At 71.2% G+C, this 19,526-nt stretch carries 20 protein-coding genes; 9 read left to right on the plus strand and 11 right to left on the minus strand.

The window, feature by feature from the left end; translation table 11 throughout:
* Positions 1-15: 15 nt before the first annotated feature.
* The 3 genes from ACICHK_RS24195 to ACICHK_RS24205 are packed head-to-tail and all read right to left on the minus strand — an operon-like array spanning position 16 to position 2,404.
* A complete protein-coding gene (locus tag ACICHK_RS24195) occupies positions 16-294 on the minus strand; it encodes an acyl carrier protein (RefSeq protein ID WP_151469196.1) in 279 nt (92 codons plus the stop codon).
* Positions 288-1,061, minus strand: coding sequence for an SDR family NAD(P)-dependent oxidoreductase (locus tag ACICHK_RS24200; RefSeq protein ID WP_406838523.1), 774 nt, complete (start codon positions 1,059-1,061; stop codon positions 288-290). Before ACICHK_RS24200 ends, ACICHK_RS24195 begins: the two co-directional genes overlap by 7 nt.
* On the minus strand, positions 1,058-2,404 hold the full coding sequence (locus ACICHK_RS24205) for a class I adenylate-forming enzyme family protein (RefSeq protein ID WP_406838524.1): 1,347 nt from the start codon (positions 2,402-2,404) through the stop codon (positions 1,058-1,060). Before ACICHK_RS24205 ends, ACICHK_RS24200 begins: the two co-directional genes overlap by 4 nt.
* Positions 2,405-2,780: 376 nt before the next feature.
* On the opposite strand from ACICHK_RS24205, the gene ACICHK_RS24210 reads away from it, so the two are divergent.
* Positions 2,781-3,443: a 4'-phosphopantetheinyl transferase gene (locus tag ACICHK_RS24210; RefSeq protein WP_151469193.1), complete on the plus strand. Its 663-nt coding sequence runs from the start codon at positions 2,781-2,783 to the stop codon at positions 3,441-3,443.
* Between the two features lie 69 nt (positions 3,444-3,512).
* Here ACICHK_RS24210 and ACICHK_RS24215 read toward each other — a convergent pair whose 3' ends face one another.
* The 3 genes from ACICHK_RS24215 to ACICHK_RS24225 form a co-directional block, all read right to left on the minus strand.
* Positions 3,513-4,259 (minus strand): HAD family phosphatase, encoded by a 747-nt coding sequence (locus ACICHK_RS24215; protein ID WP_225860477.1) that lies wholly within the window; start codon positions 4,257-4,259, stop codon positions 3,513-3,515.
* On the minus strand, positions 4,256-5,059 hold the full coding sequence (locus tag ACICHK_RS24220; RefSeq protein WP_406838525.1) for a response regulator transcription factor: 804 nt from the start codon (positions 5,057-5,059) through the stop codon (positions 4,256-4,258). The genes ACICHK_RS24215 and ACICHK_RS24220 overlap by 4 nt, the downstream gene beginning before the upstream one ends.
* A 906-nt stretch (positions 5,060-5,965) precedes the next feature.
* Positions 5,966-6,562, minus strand: a complete 597-nt coding sequence (locus ACICHK_RS24225) for a TetR family transcriptional regulator (protein ID WP_406838526.1) — start codon at positions 6,560-6,562, stop codon at positions 5,966-5,968.
* 217 nt (positions 6,563-6,779) lie between these two features.
* Between ACICHK_RS24225 and ACICHK_RS24230 the strand changes: the two genes are divergently transcribed.
* From ACICHK_RS24230 to ACICHK_RS24240, 3 genes are all read left to right on the plus strand, one after another.
* A complete protein-coding gene (locus ACICHK_RS24230) occupies positions 6,780-7,094 on the plus strand; it encodes a hypothetical protein (protein WP_406838527.1) in 315 nt (104 codons plus the stop codon).
* A 302-nt stretch (positions 7,095-7,396) separates the two neighbouring features.
* A complete protein-coding gene (locus tag ACICHK_RS24235; protein ID WP_406838528.1) occupies positions 7,397-8,467 on the plus strand; it encodes a sensor histidine kinase in 1,071 nt (356 codons plus the stop codon).
* On the plus strand, positions 8,464-9,189 hold the full coding sequence (locus ACICHK_RS24240) for a response regulator (protein WP_406838529.1): 726 nt from the start codon (positions 8,464-8,466) through the stop codon (positions 9,187-9,189). Before ACICHK_RS24235 ends, ACICHK_RS24240 begins: the two co-directional genes overlap by 4 nt.
* 97 nt (positions 9,190-9,286) lie before the next feature.
* Here the strand turns inward: ACICHK_RS24240 and ACICHK_RS24245 are convergent, their stop codons facing one another.
* From ACICHK_RS24245 to ACICHK_RS24260, 4 genes are all read right to left on the minus strand, one after another.
* The gene (locus ACICHK_RS24245) at positions 9,287-10,318 is read right to left on the minus strand and encodes a UbiA family prenyltransferase (RefSeq protein WP_406838530.1); all 1,032 of its coding nucleotides are present in this window, start codon (positions 10,316-10,318) and stop codon (positions 9,287-9,289) included.
* 125 nt (positions 10,319-10,443) lie between these two features.
* Entirely contained in the window at positions 10,444-11,025 is a 582-nt protein-coding gene (locus ACICHK_RS24250; RefSeq protein WP_406838531.1) for a DUF2165 family protein, read from the minus strand.
* A 236-nt stretch (positions 11,026-11,261) separates the two neighbouring features.
* Positions 11,262-12,035 carry an SDR family oxidoreductase gene (locus ACICHK_RS24255; protein WP_151469186.1) on the minus strand — a complete coding sequence of 258 codons (774 nt, stop codon included), beginning with the start codon at positions 12,033-12,035 and terminating at the stop codon, positions 11,262-11,264.
* 61 nt (positions 12,036-12,096) lie between these two features.
* Positions 12,097-12,765: an MOSC domain-containing protein gene (locus tag ACICHK_RS24260; RefSeq protein WP_406838532.1), complete on the minus strand. Its 669-nt coding sequence runs from the start codon at positions 12,763-12,765 to the stop codon at positions 12,097-12,099.
* A gap of 79 nt (positions 12,766-12,844) precedes the next feature.
* Between ACICHK_RS24260 and ACICHK_RS24265 the strand changes: the two genes are divergently transcribed.
* The gene (locus tag ACICHK_RS24265; RefSeq protein ID WP_406838533.1) at positions 12,845-13,741 is read left to right on the plus strand and encodes a LysR family transcriptional regulator; all 897 of its coding nucleotides are present in this window, start codon (positions 12,845-12,847) and stop codon (positions 13,739-13,741) included.
* Between the two features lie 68 nt (positions 13,742-13,809).
* Here the strand turns inward: ACICHK_RS24265 and ACICHK_RS24270 are convergent, their stop codons facing one another.
* Positions 13,810-14,139, minus strand: a complete 330-nt coding sequence (locus tag ACICHK_RS24270) for a WhiB family transcriptional regulator (protein ID WP_151469183.1) — start codon at positions 14,137-14,139, stop codon at positions 13,810-13,812.
* Between the two features lie 389 nt (positions 14,140-14,528).
* On the opposite strand from ACICHK_RS24270, the gene ACICHK_RS24275 reads away from it, so the two are divergent.
* The 4 genes from ACICHK_RS24275 (at position 14,529) to ACICHK_RS24290 (ending at position 19,431) form a co-directional block, all read left to right on the plus strand.
* Positions 14,529-15,140, plus strand: a complete 612-nt coding sequence (locus ACICHK_RS24275; protein ID WP_003948568.1) for a response regulator transcription factor — start codon at positions 14,529-14,531, stop codon at positions 15,138-15,140.
* Between the two features lie 478 nt (positions 15,141-15,618).
* Entirely contained in the window at positions 15,619-16,194 is a 576-nt protein-coding gene (locus tag ACICHK_RS24280) for a sigma-70 family RNA polymerase sigma factor (protein ID WP_151469182.1), read from the plus strand.
* Between the two features lie 464 nt (positions 16,195-16,658).
* Entirely contained in the window at positions 16,659-18,167 is a 1,509-nt protein-coding gene (gene guaB / locus ACICHK_RS24285; protein WP_406838534.1) for an IMP dehydrogenase, read from the plus strand.
* Positions 18,168-18,306: 139 nt separating this feature from the next.
* Positions 18,307-19,431, plus strand: coding sequence for a GuaB3 family IMP dehydrogenase-related protein (locus tag ACICHK_RS24290; RefSeq protein WP_151469180.1), 1,125 nt, complete (start codon positions 18,307-18,309; stop codon positions 19,429-19,431).
* Positions 19,432-19,526 lie beyond the last annotated feature (95 nt).

Consider the following 19,526-nt stretch of genomic DNA (forward strand, 5'->3'; position numbering starts at 1 on the left):
GTGGACGGGACGGACTCAGACGGAGGCCGCGGCCAGGTTCGCCAGCGTCTCGACGTAGGCGTCGGCCAGCGCGCCCACCGTCCGCACGTCGGAGATCACGTAGTCCTCCTCGAACGGGTCGACGCCGAACTCCGTCTCCAGCTGGATGATCAGCCGGGCCAGGAGCAGCGAGTTGAGCCCTATCCGGGCCAGGGGCTCGTCCCCGGTGAGCAGGCGCACGGGCTTGTCGGCCTCCTTCAGCAGGGCGTTGATCTGCTCGTGGACGGTCGAGGTGATGTCGGTCGTGGTCAGCATGTGATTCCTCCGTCGACGACGATGGTCTGCCCCGTGATGAACGAGGCGTCGGGTGAGATGAGGTAGAGGACGGCGTCGGCGATCTCGTGGATGTCGCCGAGCCGGCCGAGCGGCGTGCGCCGCTGGATGCGTTCCCGGTTCTGCTCCGTGACGTCGGACGTCATGTCGCTGTCGAAGAAGCCGGGGACGATCGAGTTGACCCGGATGCCGAAGGCGCCGAGCTCCCGGGCGAGGCTCCGGCTGAATCCGTCGAGCCCCGCCTTGGCGGCGGAGTAGACGGCGACACCGCGGTAGCCGCGGATGGCGTTGATGGACGAGACGTTGAGGATCTGGCCGCCGCCCTGCCGCGTCATCGAGCGGGCGCAGGCGTGCGCGAGCGTGATCGGGGCGAGCAGGTTGGCGGCGATCAGCGTCGAGGTCTGCTTCGCGGACGTGGTCAGGAACAGCTCCTGGTGCAGCACTCCCGCGTTGTTGATCAGCAGGTCCACGCGGCCGAAGCGGCGCCGCACCGTCCGTACGAACTCGCGCAGCGAGTCGGGGTCGGTGAGGTCGGCGGCCTCCCACAGGAAGCGGTCCTCCGCGGCGACCTGGAGCTCCTTGACGAACTCGTTGGCCGACCTGCTGAACGTCGCCACCCGCCAGCCGTCCGTGAGCAGCCGCTCGACGAGGAGCCGGCCGAGTCCCTTGCTGCCGCCGCTGATCACGGCGACGCGGTCGCCGGCGTCGGCCGAGGCTCCCGTCCCGGCGGCCCGCTCGCGGGCGCTCACGCCACGCTCCGGATCTTCTTGTAGCGGTCGGAGTGCAGGGGCGCGGCGGCGATCTCGACCAGGGCCGGCACCTTGTACGGCTCCAGGCGCTGCGCGCAGAACTCCCGCACCCTGCGCGTGACGTCACGCCGGTCCTCGTCCTCGACCAACTGCACGGTGGCCTTGACGACCATGCCGGTCACCGGGCTGGGCCGGCCGCTGACGGTGGCCTCGGCGATGTTGTCCAGCTGGAGCAGGACGCTCTCGACCTCGCTCGGGTAGACCTTCTCGCCGCCCACGTTGATGATCTCCGAGTTGCGGCCCAGGATCCGCACCCAGTCGCCGTCGACCTCGACGACGTCCTGTGTGTTGAAGTAGCCCTCCTCGTCGAAGGGGGCCGGGGCGTTGAGGTAGCCCAGCATCGCCATCTCCGAGCGGATCCACAGGACGTTGTCGATGATCTTGTGGTCGAACCCGGAGTCGCCGAGCTTCACCCACAGCGTGTCGTCACCCCGGGAGCGGGTGGGCAGGATGCCCAGCTCGGACAGGCCGTACGTCTGCTTCAGCCGGACCCTCGGGAGCGCCCGGGCCAGACGCTGCAGCGTCTGCAGGGGCATCGGCTCGGTGCCGTAGGTGACGAGCCGGAGGGAGTCGGTGGCGTGCCGCTCGTGGGCTCCAGAGATCAGCACCATGTTCAGGAAGGTCGGCGTGGTGGGCAGGATCTCCACCCGGTGCTCGTCGACCGCCCGGAACACGGAGTCCGGCGTGCGCTCGGCCACCGTGATCACGGTGCCGCCCTGGCTCAGCGTGTGCAGCAGGGTGTTGACGCCGCCGATGTGGTCCAGGCTGAGGAAGGAGAGGATGCGACCCGGCCGGGTCGGCGCGCCGTAGCGGCCGAGCACCTTCTCGAAGTCCAGCACCGACGCCTTGCTGCGGCCCGTCGTACCGGAGCTGAACAGGACCAGACCCGGATGCCCGGTGGCGCGCAGTTCCCCGTACAGCTCGTGCGTCGCCTCGCGTCCGGTGCGCTCGGCCCGGTGAGCACCGCCGTTCGCGTCGACCTCGATCACCACCTCCACCTGCGCGACGTCCAGGAACTCCGCGCGCTTGGCGGCCGGGATCGCACTGAGCGGAACGACGACCGCGCCGCGCTCGATCAGCGCGAGCAGGCCGGCGCAGGCCTCCGGGGAGTAGGCGCCCTCGAGCGTGACGACCTCGCCCGCGGCCACCTGGTGGCGGTCCAGGAAGCCGCGCCAGTCGTCGACGAGGCGCAGCAGCTCGTCGTAGCCGTGGGAACGGCCCTCGAAGACGACGGCCTCGGTGTCGCCAAAGGTTTTCAGCCGGTCCAGAAAAGGATGGGACATCGATTTCTCCCGTTATTCGTCCGCATTGCTCTACGGCGTTTTCAGGTCGCGTTGTTCGGGTCGCGTCGTTCGGGTCGCGAATTCCCTTGTCCTCTTTCGATGAGAAAACTCTAGGGCGGTGTTGTTCCGGGTTTCAATCTGCCTTTTCCGGGACCTCGTACGGAGTGGCCGAACCGACGTGGCCGTCCGGTCAGAATTCCTGGGCATGCCCGAACGGCTATGTGCTCGAACGGCTATGTAGCGGAAGGGGCATCGGGCACGGCACCATCGGGACAGCGATTTGCTGCCACGACCTTGTCCTGGGATGGCAGTGGCCCGCCGTGTCCGGCGGGCCCCGGTGCGCCTTTTCGCGGCGCCTTTCATCCCAGGAGAAGAAGTGATTCAGCAGATACTTCCGCCTGCCGTCGCCGTCGCCGACACCACGGCAGATCTGCTCGACTCCCCGGTGTTCCCGGAGGAGGAGCCGTATCTGGCGGACTCCGTGGAGCACCGCCGGCGTGAATTCGTGACCACCCGGCGGTGCGCCCGTACGGCGATGACCGCGCTCGGAGTGCCGCCGGCCGCGGTCGGCTCGGGTCCCAAAGGGGAGCCGGAATGGCCTGCCGGGGTGACGGGCAGCATGACGCACTGCGACGGCTACCGGGCGGCAGCCCTGTCGCACAGCCGTGAGTTCCACTCCATCGGGATCGACGCCGAGCGCCACGAGCCGCTCCCGGACGAGCTCGTCACGTACATCACCGGTCCGGACGAGCGGGCCCACCTGCGCGAACTGGAGCGCGGCCACCCCGCGGTGCACTGGGCGACCGTGTTGTTCAGCGCGAAGGAGACGGTCTACAAGGCCTGGTACCCGCTGGCCCGGCGCTGGCTCGGTTTCCGTGACGCCCGGCTCACCTTCGACCCTGACGCCGGAACGTACACGGCGCGCCTGCTGGTACCCGGGCCGGTGGTGGACGGAGTCCGTGTCGCCTGGTTCACCGGCCACTGGGCGGTGCGTGACGGGCTCGTCCTCACCGCGATCGCGGTGCGGCGCGCCCGCTGAGGGAACGGCGGCCGGCCACGACGGCGCCGCGGGGGCCGCCGGCACGTCGTGGCTCTTCCGGTGGAGCGCTCAGCGCCGGTCGGCCGCGGTCAGCAGCCGCGCGGGCGAGGCGTCCGGGGACGGCAGGTGCCCGGGGGTCGCGGGCAGGACGGGCCAGTCGAGGCGCTGGGCGTGCTCCAGCAGCACCCGGTCGCCGCCGACGACCACCGGGTTGCCCACCGCACCGAGCATGTCCAGGTCACTGGAGTGATCGCCGTAGCAGCTGCAGTCCGCGGCGGTCAGGCCGAGCTCCGCGACGGTCTCGCGCACGGCGTCGGCCTTGACCGAGCCGATCATCGGCCGTGCGACCTCGCCGGTCAGCCGGCCGCCGGCGTCCACCAGAGGTTCGGAGCACAGGATGCGGTGCGCGCCGAGATCCTCGGCGAGCGGTTCCAGACAGCCCCGGAACGACCCGGAGACGAGGACCACCAGATGGCCCGCCTTGCGGTGCCGGGTGGCCGCGGCCCAGGCCGGGACGACGACGGCGTCGGATCCTCGGCGGTACTCCCGCCACCATTCCCGTCCGGCCTCCAGCAGGGCTTCGTACGGTACGCCGGCGAAGCGCCGGTAGTAGGCCCGGTTGATCTCCGAGCGGTGCACGCCGGAGGCCGCTGCCCGGTGCACGCCGGCCATGACGGTGTCGTAGCCGCTGCCGTCGTCGCCCTGCCGGGCCATCCAGAAGCGCAGGAAGTGGAACATGCTTTTCGTGTTGACCAGGGTCTCGTCGACATCGAAGAAGGCGGCGGGAGCGATGGGGGCGTTCATGGAGAGGGTCACCAGCCGTTCGTGAGGGATGAGGCAACCGCCTGGCCGGTGGCCGACGGGACGGGGCGGACGTCGCCGCCCGGAGAGGAGTGGTGGGCGGGGCGGCCGGCGGGGTGAGCCGCCACCGGGGCGCACAGGCCCTCGCGCAGCGCGCGGACCGTCGCCAGCGTGCGGTTCGGGCAGTTGAGCTTGGCGAGGATGCTGGCGACGAGGCGCTTCACGCCGTGCTCGGAGATGTGCAGCCGACGGGCGATCTGCTTGTTGCTGAGGCCCTCGACGAGGTGCCCGAGCGCCTCGCGCTCCCGCGGTGTCAGCCGGGGCGGCGCGGGGGCGGCGGCCTGCCGGTCGCCGAGTCCGCGCCCCGCGAGCTGGAGCAGGGCGCGGGTGAGCGCGGCCGGTATGTGCACCTCGCCCTCGCCCATCGCGACGAGCACCTGCTGCAGGGTCTCGACCTGGAGACCCTCCGAGCAGAGCAGCGACGCACCGGACAGGGACGCCACCCGGTTCAGGTCCACGGAGTCCAGGTCGGGCAGGAGCAGCAGGACGCGTACGCCGTAGGCGGCCACGCGGTGCAGTACGGAGTCGGGGTCCAGGTCCGTGCCCCCGGGGGCCACGATCAGCAGGTCGGTCGCCGGGGCGCGCACGGCGTCCACGGCGGACGTGAGGTCGGCGAAGGGATGGCAGTCGGCGACCTCGCGGAGGGACCTCAGCATGCCTTCGAGTCCGTAGCGCTGCAGGTCGTCGCGGATGGAGAGAACGATGTTCAAGGACGGGGTGGCGACTGCGTCGAGAGCAGCGCGGTGCGGTGGCATGGTGGCCTTACCTCCATGGGTCCTCTGGGTCCTCGGCGGTGCCCCCGTGGGCCTTCCATGCCGCAGACGCTAGAGCCGCCGGGGCCCGTGCAGGGGGCCACTGCCTCCAAGACGGGGGGCGGGCGGACCGAAAGTGGCAATCGGATGCCTCGGTCGCCGGATCCCCTGGCCACGGACCGGGCCGGATGAGCCCCCTGACCGGGGGTGGGGCTGCGGGGGGCTGCGGCGCGGCGGCGCCGACGCGGAGCTCCGAGCGCGGCCGGGCGCGGCAAGCGGGGGAAACCGGCCCTGGAGCAGGGGCGGGCGCGCAAACCCGGGCGGGGCCGGGCCGTCGGGCGAAACCGTGCCGGGAACGACGGACGTGGCCGGAACCGCTCCCCGGCCTGCGGCCTGCGGCCTGCGGCCTGCGGCGGGCGTCCGGCGGCGGTGAGCAGCCGGGTCGTGCGGGTGCGCTGCGCCGGCGGTCGCGGGTCGGGTCCGGTGGGTGGGTCGGGGCCGTGCCGGTACATCCGCCCGCATCCGAACGGATCCCAGCGGGGTTTCCAGGTGGGCGTGGGTACTGATCCGTCCGGCCTGCGGGCATTCGATGTACCGGCACGGCCCCTCCCGCCGGATCCCGACTGCGGTGCGTCGTGGTGGCCGTTCGGCCTTTCCCGCCGGATCCCGACCGCGGTGCGTCGTGGTGGCCGTTCGGCCATTCCCGCCGGATCCCGGCCACGGGTGCGTGGTGGTCAGGGGTGGCGGGGCTTCTCGGCCGGGTCGCCGGTGCGGGGGTCCGGCCCCTGGCCCCGGCCCCGGCTCCCGCTTTCCTGTCCTCGGGTCTCGGGTCTCGGGCCTCGCGCCCCGGGCCTTGGCCTCGGACCTGGACCCCGGAGCCTCGGAACCCCGGGCCCGGGGCCCCTCCTCTCAGGCCTCGGCCCGTGCCGCGACAGCCCGCCTCGCGAACTCCACCACGTGCTCGCGCAGATCCGTCCCGGGCGCGGCCGGGTCCAGGATCAACCGCGCCATCTGCGGCACCGCGTGCGGCCACACGGCCAGGCCGATCAGGGTCAGCAGCACGGGAGCGACCTCGGCGGACGCCTCCTCGCCCAGGGCCTGGGAGAACCCCAGGGTCCCCGCGAGCGCGGCGATCTTGTCCTCGTAGTGACCGCGCCGGCTGTCCTCGCCCGGCAGCACCTCGTTGCTGTAGTGGAGGCCCTCCCACAGCAGGAGCCGCACGAGCACGGGGTTGTCGCGGTGGAAGTCGTAGACCCGCCCGACGTACTCGGCCGGATCGTCCCCGCTGTGGAGCGGCACGGCCTCGGCGACCTCGTCGAGGGCGCGACCCACGACCGCGTCGAAGAGCTTCTGCTTGTTGCCGAAGTAGCCGTAGATGCGCTCCTTGTTGACTCCCGCGCTCGCGGCGATGCGGTCGACGCGCGCGCCGGCAATCCCGTGAGCTGCGAATTCTTCCGTCGCGGCGGCGAGCAGCCGCTCTTTGGTGAGGCCCGGATCCCGTGTCATGACTCCAGGCTAGGGCGCACGCCCCCGATTGCCAACCAACTGGATGGTTGACATCCAACTGGTTGGTTGATTTAGTTCTGGTGTCGCCGGGACAGCGCACCGCGGTCCCGGCCCCAGGACTCAGCAACACCCCGCGCCGTCCGGCTGCACGGCCGGCGGAGCGGCCCAGTGACCCAGATCTTCAGCAGCGCAGACGCCGACCGGATTGGAATACGCCATGACCACCGTCGCTCCCGGCACCACCGAGGCCATCGCCGCCACCACGACGACTGCCGCCCCCGGGCCCTCGGCGCGGGTCCAGGCCGCGCCCCCGGCGGCGCTGCCCTCCATCCACACCCGGTTCCTGTTCACCTGGCTGTCGGTCTTCTCGGCCCTGACCGTCGCGCAGCTCCTGATCGGCCCCTACGTCATGGGTCTCCCGGTGCTGCTGCGCAACCTGATCGTCACCGGAGTGGTCGTCCCGGCCGTGGTCTACGCCCTGGTCCCCACGCTCCTGAAGGCGCGTGCCGCGGTGCTCGGCCGCCGCTCGTGACGTCCGCGCGCATGCCCGGGCATGCGCGCGGACCCACCGAGAAGCCATCCCCCCGACAGGCCCGGCAGTCCCCCGCTGCCGGGCCTGTTTTCGTCGGCCATCCAGTTGCTTTTTCAAGTGAATTCCGAAGGGGTTCTTTTACGCCACTTTCTGCCGAACCTCTGCCGGTTGGCTTACTCTGCACCCGGATCAGACGCTGACGGGGGTGGCTCTGGGCCACGGGGGAGGAGGGCGTTTTGAGCGAATTAACGGGCAGCCGAAGCGGTGGCAGCGCCGACCGTATCGGCGCCGGAAGTGTTTCCGTGCACCACTTCAGGTCCTACGAGGACGCGGCCGTCGCCGCCTATGCGGCGCGCTTGCGCGCCATCAGCAGCCCGCTCGTCGGCGAGCCCCGGGCATGGCAGCAATGCGAGCTGCAGGCACGTCGAATTTTCGCCGATTGTGCCGAGAGCCTCGCGCTCGGACGGACCACGGTCACCGACAGCCAGATCGCCGAGGTGGTCGACCTGGGCGCGATCCGCGTCCAGCAGAGCATCCACCTCACCCACTCGGTGCGCGCCGGTGTCATCCTCTTCGACACGGTGCTCGAATACCTGCTCAAGAGCATCGAGGACATGGGCGAGAAGGATTCCGGGCGCGTCAGCGGGTACACCGTCGCCGTCCGCGCCCTGCAGCAGGGCATCGGCCGCCGCCTCGAGGTCGGCTCGATCGCGTACGACTCCTTCATGCTCGGCCGGGTCCGTGAGGTGCACGAACAGGGCCACCGCAAACTGGCCCGCGAGATACACGACCAGGTCGGCAACTCGCTGAGCCTGGCCATGCGCCAACTGGAGCTGTACGAGGTCGAGCTGGGCCGGCAGGGCGGCGACATGCCCCCGACCGTGCAGGCCGCCCAGGCGGCCATCCTGGAGACGCTCGCGCGGACCAGGGAACTCGTCACCGAACTGCGCCGCCCGTCCGTCTCCGGCTGCCTGGAGGAGGCGATCAACCAGTTCGTGGCCTCGATGGGCGACTCGGTGGCCCCGGTCCGGGTGTGGGTGCGCGGCCTGGACGAATGGATTCCGCAGTCGGTGTCCGAGGAGCTGTTCATCATGGTCCGCGAATGCCTGCGCAACGCCTTCCGGCACGCGGAGGCGGGCAACATCGTGGTCCACATCGACATCGCGCCGCACGAGATCCAGACCGAGATCATCGACGACGGCCTCGGCTTCGACACCGCGAAGACCCGTGCGGGCGGCCGCGCCAACGGTCTGACCGGGCTGCAGGAGCGGGCCGACCTCGTCGCCGGCACCCTCCACATCGATTCGGCGCGCGGTCGCGGGACCCACGTCACCATCTGGATACCCATCAAGGAAGGCCACGGCGTCCGGTGAACGAGCACGACGAGCCCGGGGCGGGCGGCGAACACGGCGGTACCGTCCGCATCCTCGTGGCGGACGACCACACCCTGCTGCGCGAGGCCCTGTGCGATCTGCTGCGCACCGAGCCCGGATTCCAGGTGGTGGCCCAGGCGGGCAACGGCGAGGACGCAGTCCGGCTCGCCGCCGAACACCGTCCCGATGTCGTCCTGCTCGACATCGAGATGCCCCGCAACGACCCGCCGATGACCGTTCGCAGGCTCCTGGAGCGGGACCCCGGCCTGCGCATCATCGTGCTCAGCATGTACGACGGCCAGCAGCTGGTGCAGGAGCTGCTGCGGCTCGGGGTCAGCGGATACCTGCACAAGAGCGCCGGCCGCGAGACGCTGGTCTCCGCCGTACGCGACGGCGACGGCGGCAGCGGGCGCACGGTCACGGTCTCCGTCTCGCCCGCGAGCCTGCGCGCCGAACCGGCCACGCCCGAGGGCACCCTCTCCGAACGCGAGGTCGAGGTCCTCGGCCTGGTCGCACAAGCCATGAGCAACCGTCAGATCGCCGTGCGGCTCGGGATCGCCGAGGGCACCATCAAGCGCCACATGCGCAACATCTTCGCCAAGCTCGACGCCGTCTCCCGCATCGACGCCGTCAACAAGGCGGTCGAACGCCGGCTGATCCCCGCTCCGGGCCGCGTCCCCGCCGAACCCCGCTTCGGAGCCGGTTCGCGCCGCGGGTCCTGAGGGCGGCCCGGCGGCCCGGCACGTCCGTGTCCCCCGGGGAGCCCGGGGGACACGTGCGCACCAGGCCGCGGGGCGGGCGGGCCGGAACGGCGAGGACCTACGGCGTCGGCCAGACGAGCCTCGCGAAGATCGCCAGATGCACCAGGTACTGCGTCACCATGAAGGCGCGGTACGGAGCGCGCGCCCTGGCCTCGTCCCCCCGGGTCGTACGGCACAGGACCGCCACCGCGACCGCGCCGCAGAGCAGCACGGCGGCCGCCGGTCCCAGCAGCGCGGGACGGTGCGCGGCCACGGTCGCGAACCCCCCGGCCACCACGAGCGCCCCGGCGGCCGCGACGAGCCGCGCCGTCCCGTCGCCCCAGGCGGTGACCGAGCTGCGCCGCCCGGCCGCCGCGTCACCGGCCACGTGCGAGAAGTCCTTGGTGACCGCGCCCACCGCGGCCATCCACAGCGACATCGTGCACGCGACGGCGAGGTCCGGCCCGGTGGGCAGCGTCGAGCCGGCGGCCGTCCACCCCGCGGCGTAGGTCAGCAGCCCCATCAGGAGCACCGAACCGGAGGCTCCCGCGGCGGTCCGCTTCAACTGGAGCGGGGCCGCGGAGTAGGCGTATCCGAGCAGCAGGAACAGCAGGTCGTACGTGATGAGCAAGGGGCTGCCGGTCGACAGCATCACGATCACGGAGCCGGCCGCGCAGAGCCAGGTCCACACCGCCGCGGTCCCGGGCGGCAGTTCCCCCCGCGCGATGGGGCGGCCCGTCTTGTTGACCAGGTCCTCGTGCACGTCGCACACCCCGTTGATCCCGTACGTGAACAGCGTCGCGAGTGTCCAGCCGATTCCCGTCACGAACACGGACGCCCCGAGACCGGAGAACCGTCCGCCGGCCGCGAGGACCGCGCCGGCCAGGAAACGCATCAGGAAGATGAGCTGGACGCCGGGGCGTGCCTCCTCGACGAAGAGACGGAGGCCGAGGTTCTTTCGTGGAGCGTCCGAGGCACCGGTGAGGTGCGTGCGGCCGGTGCCGCCCGTCCCGCGGGCCGGGTGCCGGGCGGTGTCGAAGGCACCGGGAGGAGCGATCTCCGTGCCGGTCCGGGTGAGCTGAGCGCTGAGTCGTGCGGTGTGTACCCCCATGGCCGAGGACGCTAATGAACGCCGGACCGGGCACACATCCCCCATCGGCGGTCCTTCCGGTACTCCCTTTGGGGAAGGAGGAGTATCGGAAGGACCGCCGACGGGGGTGCCGGTCACCGGCTGGTTCACTGCTCCTGCTGCGCCCCGGTCACCGAGGGGAGATTGACCAGGAGCGCGGCCAGCAGACCGATGATCAGGCCGGTGAAGTGGACCTGCTGCGCGGCGCCGATGTAGATCCAGTAACCGAACCACATGCCGCCCGACAGGAAGAGCAGGAAGAGGCCGACGAACGCGCCCAGCGCCAGGTTGGTGTGCCGCGTGGTGGTGATGTCGGCCTGGAGGCCGCGTGCCCGGCGCACCTGCAGCGCCGCGGCCCGGGCGAGCAGGGCGACCGTGAGGATCTCGTAGACGATGACGCCGATCAGGGTGGGTGCCGCCATCGAGTCCGGCAGCGCCCGCCACTGCAGGCCGTTGCCGCGCACCGGATCGTGGACCAGGTCGGTCATGGTCAGCATGCGGCTGATCAGCGCCCGGTTGGTGCCGAAGTCGTTCAGGTTGTTCAGGGTCACCAGGCCGAGCCACAGGGTGAGCCCGCTGAGCAGGAAGGCGTTGAACGCGGCGAGGCGCGAGCGCACCGCGAGGTCGGAACGGCCCGCGGACGTGGTGGACGCGCCGCTGTGGGCCGTCCGGGCGGCAGTGAGCGCCATGGGAGTCTCCTCGGTGATCGGGACGGAGCGTGGGGAGCCGTGAAATCCCGGGCGCCTCACCAGCGGGCCGCCCGGTGCTTCCGACCCCTTCAGCCTGTCGCTCCCCGCCCGGCCCCGACAGATCCCTCTTCGACCTGCCCGTCCGGCCTCACCGCCCGGCCCCGCACGCGGCGAAGTCCGCTGCCGGAGGGCCTCCCACGCGGCGAAGTCCGTTACCGGAGGGCCTCCCACGCGGCCTACCGGGGCCCGTACTTCCGCCCGGTCCTCGACGAGATCCCGCCCAGCAGCGCGTTCGGCGTCACCTTCACCACGCCCATCAGCACCTTGTAGCGCGGGTCGGGGACGGACAGGGTCTTCCCGCGCGCCAGGTCGGCGAGCGCCGCCGCGACCAGCTTGTCGGCGTCCAGCCACATCCAGTTCGGGATGTTGTCCGTGCCCATGCCGGCCCGCTCGTGGAACTCGGTGCGCACGAAGCCGGGGGCCAGCGCCATCAGCCGTACCCCGCTGCCCGCGAGATCCTTCGCCGCGCCCTGCGTGAACTGCACGACCCACGCCTTCGACGCCCCGTACGTGCCCCGCGGCACGAACGCGGCCACCGACGCCACGTTGACGACGCCGCCCCGGCCGCGCTCCCGCATCGCCTCGGTCGCCGCCGACGTCAGCCGGAGCACCGCCTCGCAGTGCACCTTGAGCATCTTCAGCTCGTCCGCCATCGACACGTCCAGATAGCGGCCCTTGTTGCCGAAGCCGGCGTTGTTGACCAGCAGGTCGACCGGGTTCTTGCGGTCGGACAGACGGGCGGCGACCTCCTCGATGCCCTCGTCCGTCGCCAGGTCCGCCGTGAGCACCTCCGCCTCGACGCCGTGCCGGTCGTGCAGCTCGGTCGCCTGCTCCCGCAGCCGCTTCGTGTCCCGCGCCACCAGCACGAGGTCGTGCCCGTCCGCCGCCAGCCGCCGCGCGAAGGCGGCACCGATCCCCGCGGTCGATCCCGTAATCAGAGCCGTTGTCATGGCGCAAGGTTAGTGACCGGCCGCGCCCCCCGGCCCCCGGTGCCGGACACCTCCGTCCGCCCTATCCGCCGTACTTCGCCGCGTACTCCCGCGCCGCCGCCAGCGCCTCCGGGTGCAGTGCCCCGCCCGCCGCCAACAATCGCGGCAGCAGCTTCCGTTCGATCGTCGAGGCGCGGAACTGGAGGGCGACGGTGACGTCGTGGCCGGGCCGGTGCACGATCTCGACCGGGTCCCCGGCACGGATCTCGCCGGGCTCGATCACCCGCAGGTACGCGCCCGGCGCCCCCCGCCGCGTGAACCGCTTCACCCAGCGCTCCTCGCCGAGGTGCTCCTGGAAGGTGCGGCACGGGATGCGCCCGCAGGTGACCTCCAGGACGAGGCCGGAGCCCACGCGCCAGCGTTCACCGATCAGCGCGCCGGACACGTCGAGCCCCAGCGTCGTGAGGTTCTCGCCGAACACGCCGTTCGGCAGCGTCCGGCCGAGCTCGCGCTCCCAGTCGTCGAGGTCCTCGCGCGCGACCGCGTACACCGCCTGGTCGTCACCGCCGTGGTGCCGCAGGTCGCAGACCGCGTCCCCGGCGAGCCCGCTTCCGCCGGTCCCCTTGGGCCCCGGCGCCGTCACCCGGACCGGCCCGTCGACCGGCCGCTTGTCGATGCCGGTCAGACCCTCCGGCTGGTCCGTGTACTCGACGGCCCGCGCCCGGCCCAGGTTCAGTGACAGAAGCCTCATGGGACCAAGTTAGGCGATAGGGGCCAAAGCGTCGACGCGATATCGGGCGCCGTACCCAAGAAACGCTTATGCTCGGAAGGTGATCGAGGCTCGTCATCTCCGCGTCCTGCGCGCCGTCGCCACCACCGGGTCCTTCTCGGCGGCGGGACGCGAACTGGGCTGCACCCAGCCCGCCGTGAGCCAGCAGATGAAGGCCCTGGAGTCGTCCGTGGGCACCCCGCTGCTCGTCAGGACGGGGCGCGAGATGCGTCTGACCCAGGCGGGCGAGGCCCTGGTCAAGCACGCGGCGAGCATCCTGTCCGGCCTCACCGCGGCGGAGGAGGAGGTCGCCGCGATCGCCGGTCTGCGCGCGGGCCGCGTCCGCCTGGTCTCCTTCCCCAGCGGCAGCTCCACCCTCGTGCCCACGGCCCTCGCCTCGCTGCGCGCCGCCCACCCCGGCACGCGTGTCTCCCTGGAGGAGGCCGAGCCGCCCGAGTCCGTCGAGAAGCTCCGGGACGGCGACTGCGACATCGCGCTCACCTTCCGCTACGAGAGCGCTCCGGGCGTCGAGGAGTGGGACGACCTGGTCGTACGGCCCCTGCTGATGGACCGTCTGGTCGGCCTGGTGCCCGAGGGGCACCCGCTCGCGCGCGCGGAGTCCGTCGCGATCGGCGAGTTCGCGGGCGAGTCGTGGATCGCGGGCTGCCCGCGCTGCCGGGGCCAGCTCGTCGAGGTCTGCCGCGGCGCCGGTTTCGAGCCCCGCATCGACTTCGCCACCGACGACTATCCGGCGGTGGTCGGGCTCGTGGGCGCGGGGCTCGGCGTCGCCGTCCTGCCGGAGCTGGCGATCGAGTCCGTACGTCCGAAGGGGGCACGGACCGTGACGGTGGAGCCCGCGGTGCGCCGCGAGATCGTCGCCCTCACCCTCCCGGATCTCGCCGGGGTGCCGGCGGTGGCCGCGACGCTGGACCGGCTGGCACGGGCGGCGGCCCGCTAGCGCTCTGCCCGCGAGGGAGCCGGGCCGACAGGCGTATCTCTACGTACTTTCAGGACAGAAACGTTCCTTCAGCTGTTCGAGGCGGGAGTGTTTCCGGGGGCCGCCGCCGAGACCAGTCGGTTGCGTGCCCGTCCCATGAGCTCTTCGCGCTCGTCCTCGGTCAGTCCGCCCCACACGCCGTACGGTTCGCGCACCGCCAGCGCGTGTGCCGCGCACTCCGCACGGACCGGGCATCTCATGCAGACCTCTTTGGCCGAGTTCTCACGAGCGCTCCGTGCCGCACCACGCTCGCCCTCCGGGTGGAAGAAGAGCGAGCTGTCGACCCCTCGGCAGGCCGCGAGGAGCTGCCAGTCCCAGAGGTCCGCGTTCGGACCGGGAAGGCGGGAGAAATCTGCCATTGCGTGTCCCCTTGTTGCCGTTCTGGGCTGCTCTGTGCCCACCGACCGTACATCTACGATCTAAGGAGATGAAAATATGACTCATTGCGAATCTAGCCTCAGACACCGGCAAATGGGAAGAAAACAGGCTAAATGGGGCACGGCTTGTGATGAAACGTTGAGGGTCGGCGCGCATGTCTGCACCGTGTCCGTGCCCTCACGTACAGTGCCGATGACGGCCGACTGCCCCGTAACTCTTTCGAGTGACCATCGTTGAGATGGCTGAGGCGGTTGAAGGAACAAGCGCTCGGGTAGGCGGTCATATCCGCCTGCGAGTGTCGACCGCACAGGTGACGATTCGTAACAGCCTGGAGGCTCAAGGTGACGCGCATCAGCTGCGGAGGACGGTCATGACATCCGTCCTCGTCTGCGACGACTCCCCGCTTGCCCGAGAGGCGCTCCGCCGCGCGGTCGCGACCGTGCCCGGTGTCGAGCGCGTGACGACGGCGGCCAACGGCGAGGAAGTCCTCCGCCGCTGGGGGGCCGACCGTTCGGATTTGATTCTGATGGACGTACGTATGCCCGGTCTGGGCGGCGTGGAGACGGTCAGGCGGCTGCTGTCCGCCGACCCCGGTGCGCGCATCATCATGCTCACCGTGGCCGAGGACCTGGACGGGGTGGCGCTCGCCGTCGCCGCCGGGGCCCGCGGTTATCTGCACAAGGACGCCTCGCGGGCGGAGCTGCGCGCCACCGTGACGCAGGCGCTCGCCGACCCGACCTGGCGGCTCGCCCCGCGCAGACTGCGTTCGGCGGAGATGGGCGCCGCGCCCACGCTCACCGCGCGCGAGATCCAGGTCCTCGAAGGAATGAGCCACGGCCGCTCGAACGCGGAGATCGGCCGTGAGCTGTTCCTCTCCGAGGACACGGTCAAGACCCACGCCCGGCGGCTCTTCAAGAAGCTCGGCGCCTCGGACCGGGCGCACGCGGTCGCGCTCGGATTCCGGTGGGGCCTGGTCCGCTAGGGCGTGTTTCGAAAGGAGCGCCGTCCGCCCGGAGGGCGGGGCTCGCGGCGTCCGGTGCCGGGGGTACCTCCCACGCCTTTCGGGCCGTGGGGGCGCATCGCGAGGCGGAGGGTCGCCCGCGTACCGGGCGTAATCGGGTGATCCCGACACCGCGGCGAGGCGTCGTGCCGGGCGTCGCGAGCCAGGCGGGACTTTCGAAACACGCCCTGGGCGAGCCGCCTCGCGGGTATGACGGTGGGAGCACCCGTCCGCCGGACGGCGGACGGGGCCGGGCCCTCGGGGAGGGCCTCTTCGGTGTCCGATCCCCGTTTCCCGGCGGATGCCGCATCCTTGAGGTGTGGAGTTCCTTGGGGACGAGTCGGTCGAGCGGAAGGGGAGGGCGCAGGAGATGAGTTCCGGCGCACCTGCTCATAACGCTTCGGTGCACAACTACGGACGCGGTGCCACGGACAGGACGACGCCGAGGCACCATGGACCGATGCGTGAAGACGAGACGACGGGGATCGGTGCGCTCGTCCTTCGCGCGGTCGACGGCGACGGGCAGGCCACGCACGACCTGCTCGCCCACGTACATCCGCTCGCGCTGCGTTACTGCCGCGCCCGTCTGTCCCGGCTGCCGGGGGACGCGCGGCACTTCGTCGAGGACCTCGCGCAGGAGGTCTGTGTCGCGGTGCTCCTCGCGCTGCCGCGCTACAAGGACACCGGGCGCCCCTTCGAGGCGTTTGTCTTCGCGATCGCCGCGCACAAGGTCGCCGACCTCCAGCGTGCCGCCATGCGTCACCCGGGGTCCACGGCCGTCCCGTCCGACGAGATGCCGGAGCGGCCCGACGACTCTCTCGGACCCGAGGAACGCGCGCTGCTCAGCAGCGACGCCGAGTGGGCCAAGAAACTCCTGGCCAACCTCCCCGAGAACCAGCGCGAGCTGCTCCTGCTGCGGATCGCGGTGGGCCTCACGGCCGAGGAGACGGGCCAGATGCTGGGAATGTCGCCGGGTGCCGTCCGGGTGGCCCAGCACCGGGCGCTGAGCCGGCTGCGGGCCCTGGCGGAACAGTAGGAGTCCGGAGGGATCCGGGTCCGGTCGCGGTGACGTGGCCGGGGCGGACCGGCCGGAGCGGGGCGGTCCGGTCGCTCCGACGTCGGTCGCGCCCGGATGGAATGACATGTTCCGGTGTTTTCGGTCACGCCCGTCAGGGGGTGCCGCACCGGGCGAGGGGACGCCGGAGTTCTTCCCCTCCGCAAATTGCAGGCAAAAGGTGGCGGCCCCGACGGCGCCGGACCGGCCCGTGGTGACGGGGTGCGCCGCCCCTCGTCACACCGGCGGGCGCCGGTGGACGAGGGCCCGCCGGGGCGGCCCGGCCGGGCTCGGGACCCTCCTCCGGGCGCGGGTCTGAACGGGAACGACCGTGATCCCGTACGAACATACGAAGCCGAAGCCCACCCTCAACCGTGGAATGAGAGAGCCATGCTTCCCGTTAGCATGGACATCCGCACCGATCAAGGCCATTTGGGGAAGGTGTCATGACTGCCAACGTCGACGGAGTGCCCGCCAAATTCGCGACACTCGGGCTGACCTACGACGACGTGCTGCTGCTGCCGGGCGCGTCGGACATGGCGCCCGACCAGATCGACACCGCCTCGTACATCTCGAAGAACGTCCGGGTCAACATCCCGCTGCTCTCCGCCGCCATGGACAAGGTCACCGAATCGCGCATGGCGATCGCGATGGCCCGTCAGGGCGGCGTCGGTGTCCTGCACCGCAACCTGTCCATCGAGGACCAGGCCAACCAGGTCGACCTGGTGAAGCGCTCCGAGTCCGGCATGGTGACCGACCCGATCACCGTGCGCCCGGACGCCACGCTCGTCGAGGCCGACGCGATCTGCGCCAAGTTCCGCATCTCCGGTGTGCCGGTCACCGACGGCGGAGGCAAGCTGCTCGGCATCGTCACCAACCGCGACATGGCCTTCGAGACCGACCGCTCGCAGCAGGTGCGCGACGTCATGACGCCGATGCCGCTGGTCACGGGCAAGGTCGGCATCTCCGGCCACGACGCGATGCAGCTCCTGCGCCGTCACAAGATCGAGAAGCTTCCGCTGGTCGACGACGCGGGCGTCCTCAAGGGCCTCATCACCGTCAAGGACTTCGTCAAGGCCGAGAAGTACCCGAACGCCGCCAAGGACGCCGAGGGGCGTCTGCTGGTCGGCGCGGCCGTCGGTGTCGCGGGCGACGCCTTCGAGCGCGCCCAGGCGCTGATCGAGGCGGGCGTCGACTTCATCGTCGTCGACACCGCGCACGGCCACTCCCGTCTGGTCGGCGACATGGTCGCCAAGATCAAGTCGAACTCCTCGGGCGTGGACGTCATCGGCGGCAACATCGCCACGCGTGACGGCGCGCAGGCGCTGATCGACGCGGGCGTCGACGGCATCAAGGTCGGTGTCGGACCCGGTTCCATCTGCACCACCCGCGTCGTCGCCGGCATCGGCGTCCCGCAGGTCACGGCCATCTACGAAGCGTCGCTCGCCGCGAAGCAGGCCGGTGTCCCGGTCATCGGCGACGGTGGCCTCCAGTACTCCGGCGACATCGCCAAGGCCCTGGTCGCGGGCGCCGACACGGTGATGCTCGGCTCGCTGCTCGCGGGCTGCGAGGAGTCCCCGGGCGAGCTGCTCTTCATCAACGGCAAGCAGTTCAAGTCGTACCGCGGCATGGGCTCCCTGGGCGCCATGCAGTCCCGTGGCGAGCAGCGCTCCTTCTCCAAGGACCGCTACTTCCAGGAGGGCGTCGCCTCCGACGAGAAGCTCGTCCCCGAGGGCATCGAGGGCCAGGTTCCCTACCGCGGCCCGCTCGCCGCGGTCGTCCACCAGCTGGTCGGCGGTCTGCGCCAGTCGATGTTCTACGTCGGCGGCCGCACCGTGCCCGAGCTCCAGGAGCGCGGCCGGTTCGTCCGCATCACCTCGGCGGGCCTCAAGGAGAGCCACCCGCACGACATCCAGATGACGGTCGAGGCGCCGAACTACAGCCGCCTCAAGTAGTCACCCGTACAGCTGAACGGGCTCGCACGCGCGCGTGTGGAGCCCGCCACGAGGGCGGTCCCGGAGGTTCCGGGGCCGCCCTCGTCGTGGGAGTCGGGGATACTGGGAGGCGCAGAAGCGAAGAGGGAAAGGCCACAACGTGACTGAGATCGAGATCGGGCGCGGCAAGCGCGGCCGCCGGGCGTACGCCTTCGACGACATCGCCGTCGTCCCGAGCCGCCGTACGCGGGACCCGAAGGAGGTCTCGATCGCCTGGCAGATCGACGCGTACCGCTTCGAGCTGCCCTTCCTGGCCGCCCCCATGGACTCGGTCGTCTCCCCGGCCACCGCGATCCGTATCGGCGAGCTGGGCGGCCTGGGCGTCCTGAACCTGGAAGGCCTCTGGACGCGGTACGACGACCCGCAGCCGCTGCTCGACGAGGTCGTCGGACTGGACTCGGAGACCGCGACCCGCCGCCTCCAGGAGATCTACGCGGCTCCCATCAAGGAGGAGCTGATCGGGCAGCGCATCAAGGAGGTGCGCGACTCCGGGGTCGTCACCGCCGCCGCCCTCTCCCCGCAGCGCACGGCGCAGTTCTCCAAGGCCGTCGTCGACGCGGGCGTGGACATCTTCGTCATCCGCGGTACGACGGTGTCGGCCGAGCACGTCTCCGGTGCCGCCGAACCGCTGAACCTGAAGCAGTTCATCTACGAACTCGACGTCCCGGTGATCGTCGGTGGCTGCGCCACGTACACCGCGGCCCTGCACCTGATGCGCACCGGCGCCGCCGGTGTCCTGGTCGGTTTCGGCGGCGGCGCCGCGCACACCACGCGCAACGTGCTGGGCATCCAGGTCCCGATGGCCACCGCCGTCGCGGACGTCGCCGCGGCCCGCCGTGACTACATGGACGAGTCCGGCGGCCGGTACGTGCACGTCATCGCCGACGGCGGCGTGGGCTGGTCCGGCGACCTCCCCAAGGCCATCGCCTGCGGTGCCGACTCCGTGATGATGGGCTCCCCGCTCGCGCGCGCCACCGACGCGCCCGGCCGCGGCCACCACTGGGGCATGGAGGCGGTGAACGAGGAGCTGCCGCGCGGCAAGAAGGTCGACCTCGGCACCGTCGGGACCATAGAGGAGATCCTCACCGGTCCGTCGCACATCCCGGACGGCTCGATGAACATCTTCGGTGCCCTCCGCCGCGCCATGGCCACCACCGGCTACAGCGAGCTCAAGGAGTTCCAGCGCGTCGAGGTGACGGTCGCGGACTCGCAGCACAAGCGGTAGTCCTCGCGGTTCCACCGGCGCTCACGCCCGTACGTGAGAAGGGCCCCCACCGAGTCGGTGGGGGCCCTTCTCACGCGTCCGGGTCCGGTCGGCCG

Origin of the sequence: Streptomyces sp. AHU1 (assembly GCF_045343905.1) — a bacterium.
Lineage (GTDB): Bacteria > Actinomycetota > Actinomycetes > Streptomycetales > Streptomycetaceae > Streptomyces > Streptomyces triticiradicis.

What these genes read in the sequence shown, in the direction of transcription:
- ACICHK_RS24195 (WP_151469196.1), bottom strand. Translation starts at nt 294, where the DNA reads ATGCTGACCACGACCGACATCACCTCGACCGTCCACGAGCAGATCAAC.
- ACICHK_RS24280 (WP_151469182.1), top strand. Translation starts at nt 15,619, where the DNA reads ATGCGTGAAGACGAGACGACGGGGATCGGTGCGCTCGTCCTTCGCGCG.
- ACICHK_RS24220 (WP_406838525.1), bottom strand. Translation starts at nt 5,059, where the DNA reads ATGCCACCGCACCGCGCTGCTCTCGACGCAGTCGCCACCCCGTCCTTG.
- guaB (WP_406838534.1), top strand. Translation starts at nt 16,659, where the DNA reads ATGACTGCCAACGTCGACGGAGTGCCCGCCAAATTCGCGACACTCGGG.
- ACICHK_RS24270 (WP_151469183.1), bottom strand. Translation starts at nt 14,139, where the DNA reads ATGGCAGATTTCTCCCGCCTTCCCGGTCCGAACGCGGACCTCTGGGAC.
- ACICHK_RS24225 (WP_406838526.1), bottom strand. Translation starts at nt 6,562, where the DNA reads ATGACACGGGATCCGGGCCTCACCAAAGAGCGGCTGCTCGCCGCCGCG.
- ACICHK_RS24275 (WP_003948568.1), top strand. Translation starts at nt 14,529, where the DNA reads ATGACATCCGTCCTCGTCTGCGACGACTCCCCGCTTGCCCGAGAGGCG.
- ACICHK_RS24205 (WP_406838524.1), bottom strand. Translation starts at nt 2,404, where the DNA reads ATGTCCCATCCTTTTCTGGACCGGCTGAAAACCTTTGGCGACACCGAG.
- ACICHK_RS24245 (WP_406838530.1), bottom strand. Translation starts at nt 10,318, where the DNA reads ATGGGGGTACACACCGCACGACTCAGCGCTCAGCTCACCCGGACCGGC.
- ACICHK_RS24260 (WP_406838532.1), bottom strand. Translation starts at nt 12,765, where the DNA reads ATGAGGCTTCTGTCACTGAACCTGGGCCGGGCGCGGGCCGTCGAGTAC.
- ACICHK_RS24230 (WP_406838527.1), top strand. Translation starts at nt 6,780, where the DNA reads ATGACCACCGTCGCTCCCGGCACCACCGAGGCCATCGCCGCCACCACG.
- ACICHK_RS24255 (WP_151469186.1), bottom strand. Translation starts at nt 12,035, where the DNA reads ATGACAACGGCTCTGATTACGGGATCGACCGCGGGGATCGGTGCCGCC.
- ACICHK_RS24250 (WP_406838531.1), bottom strand. Translation starts at nt 11,025, where the DNA reads ATGGCGCTCACTGCCGCCCGGACGGCCCACAGCGGCGCGTCCACCACG.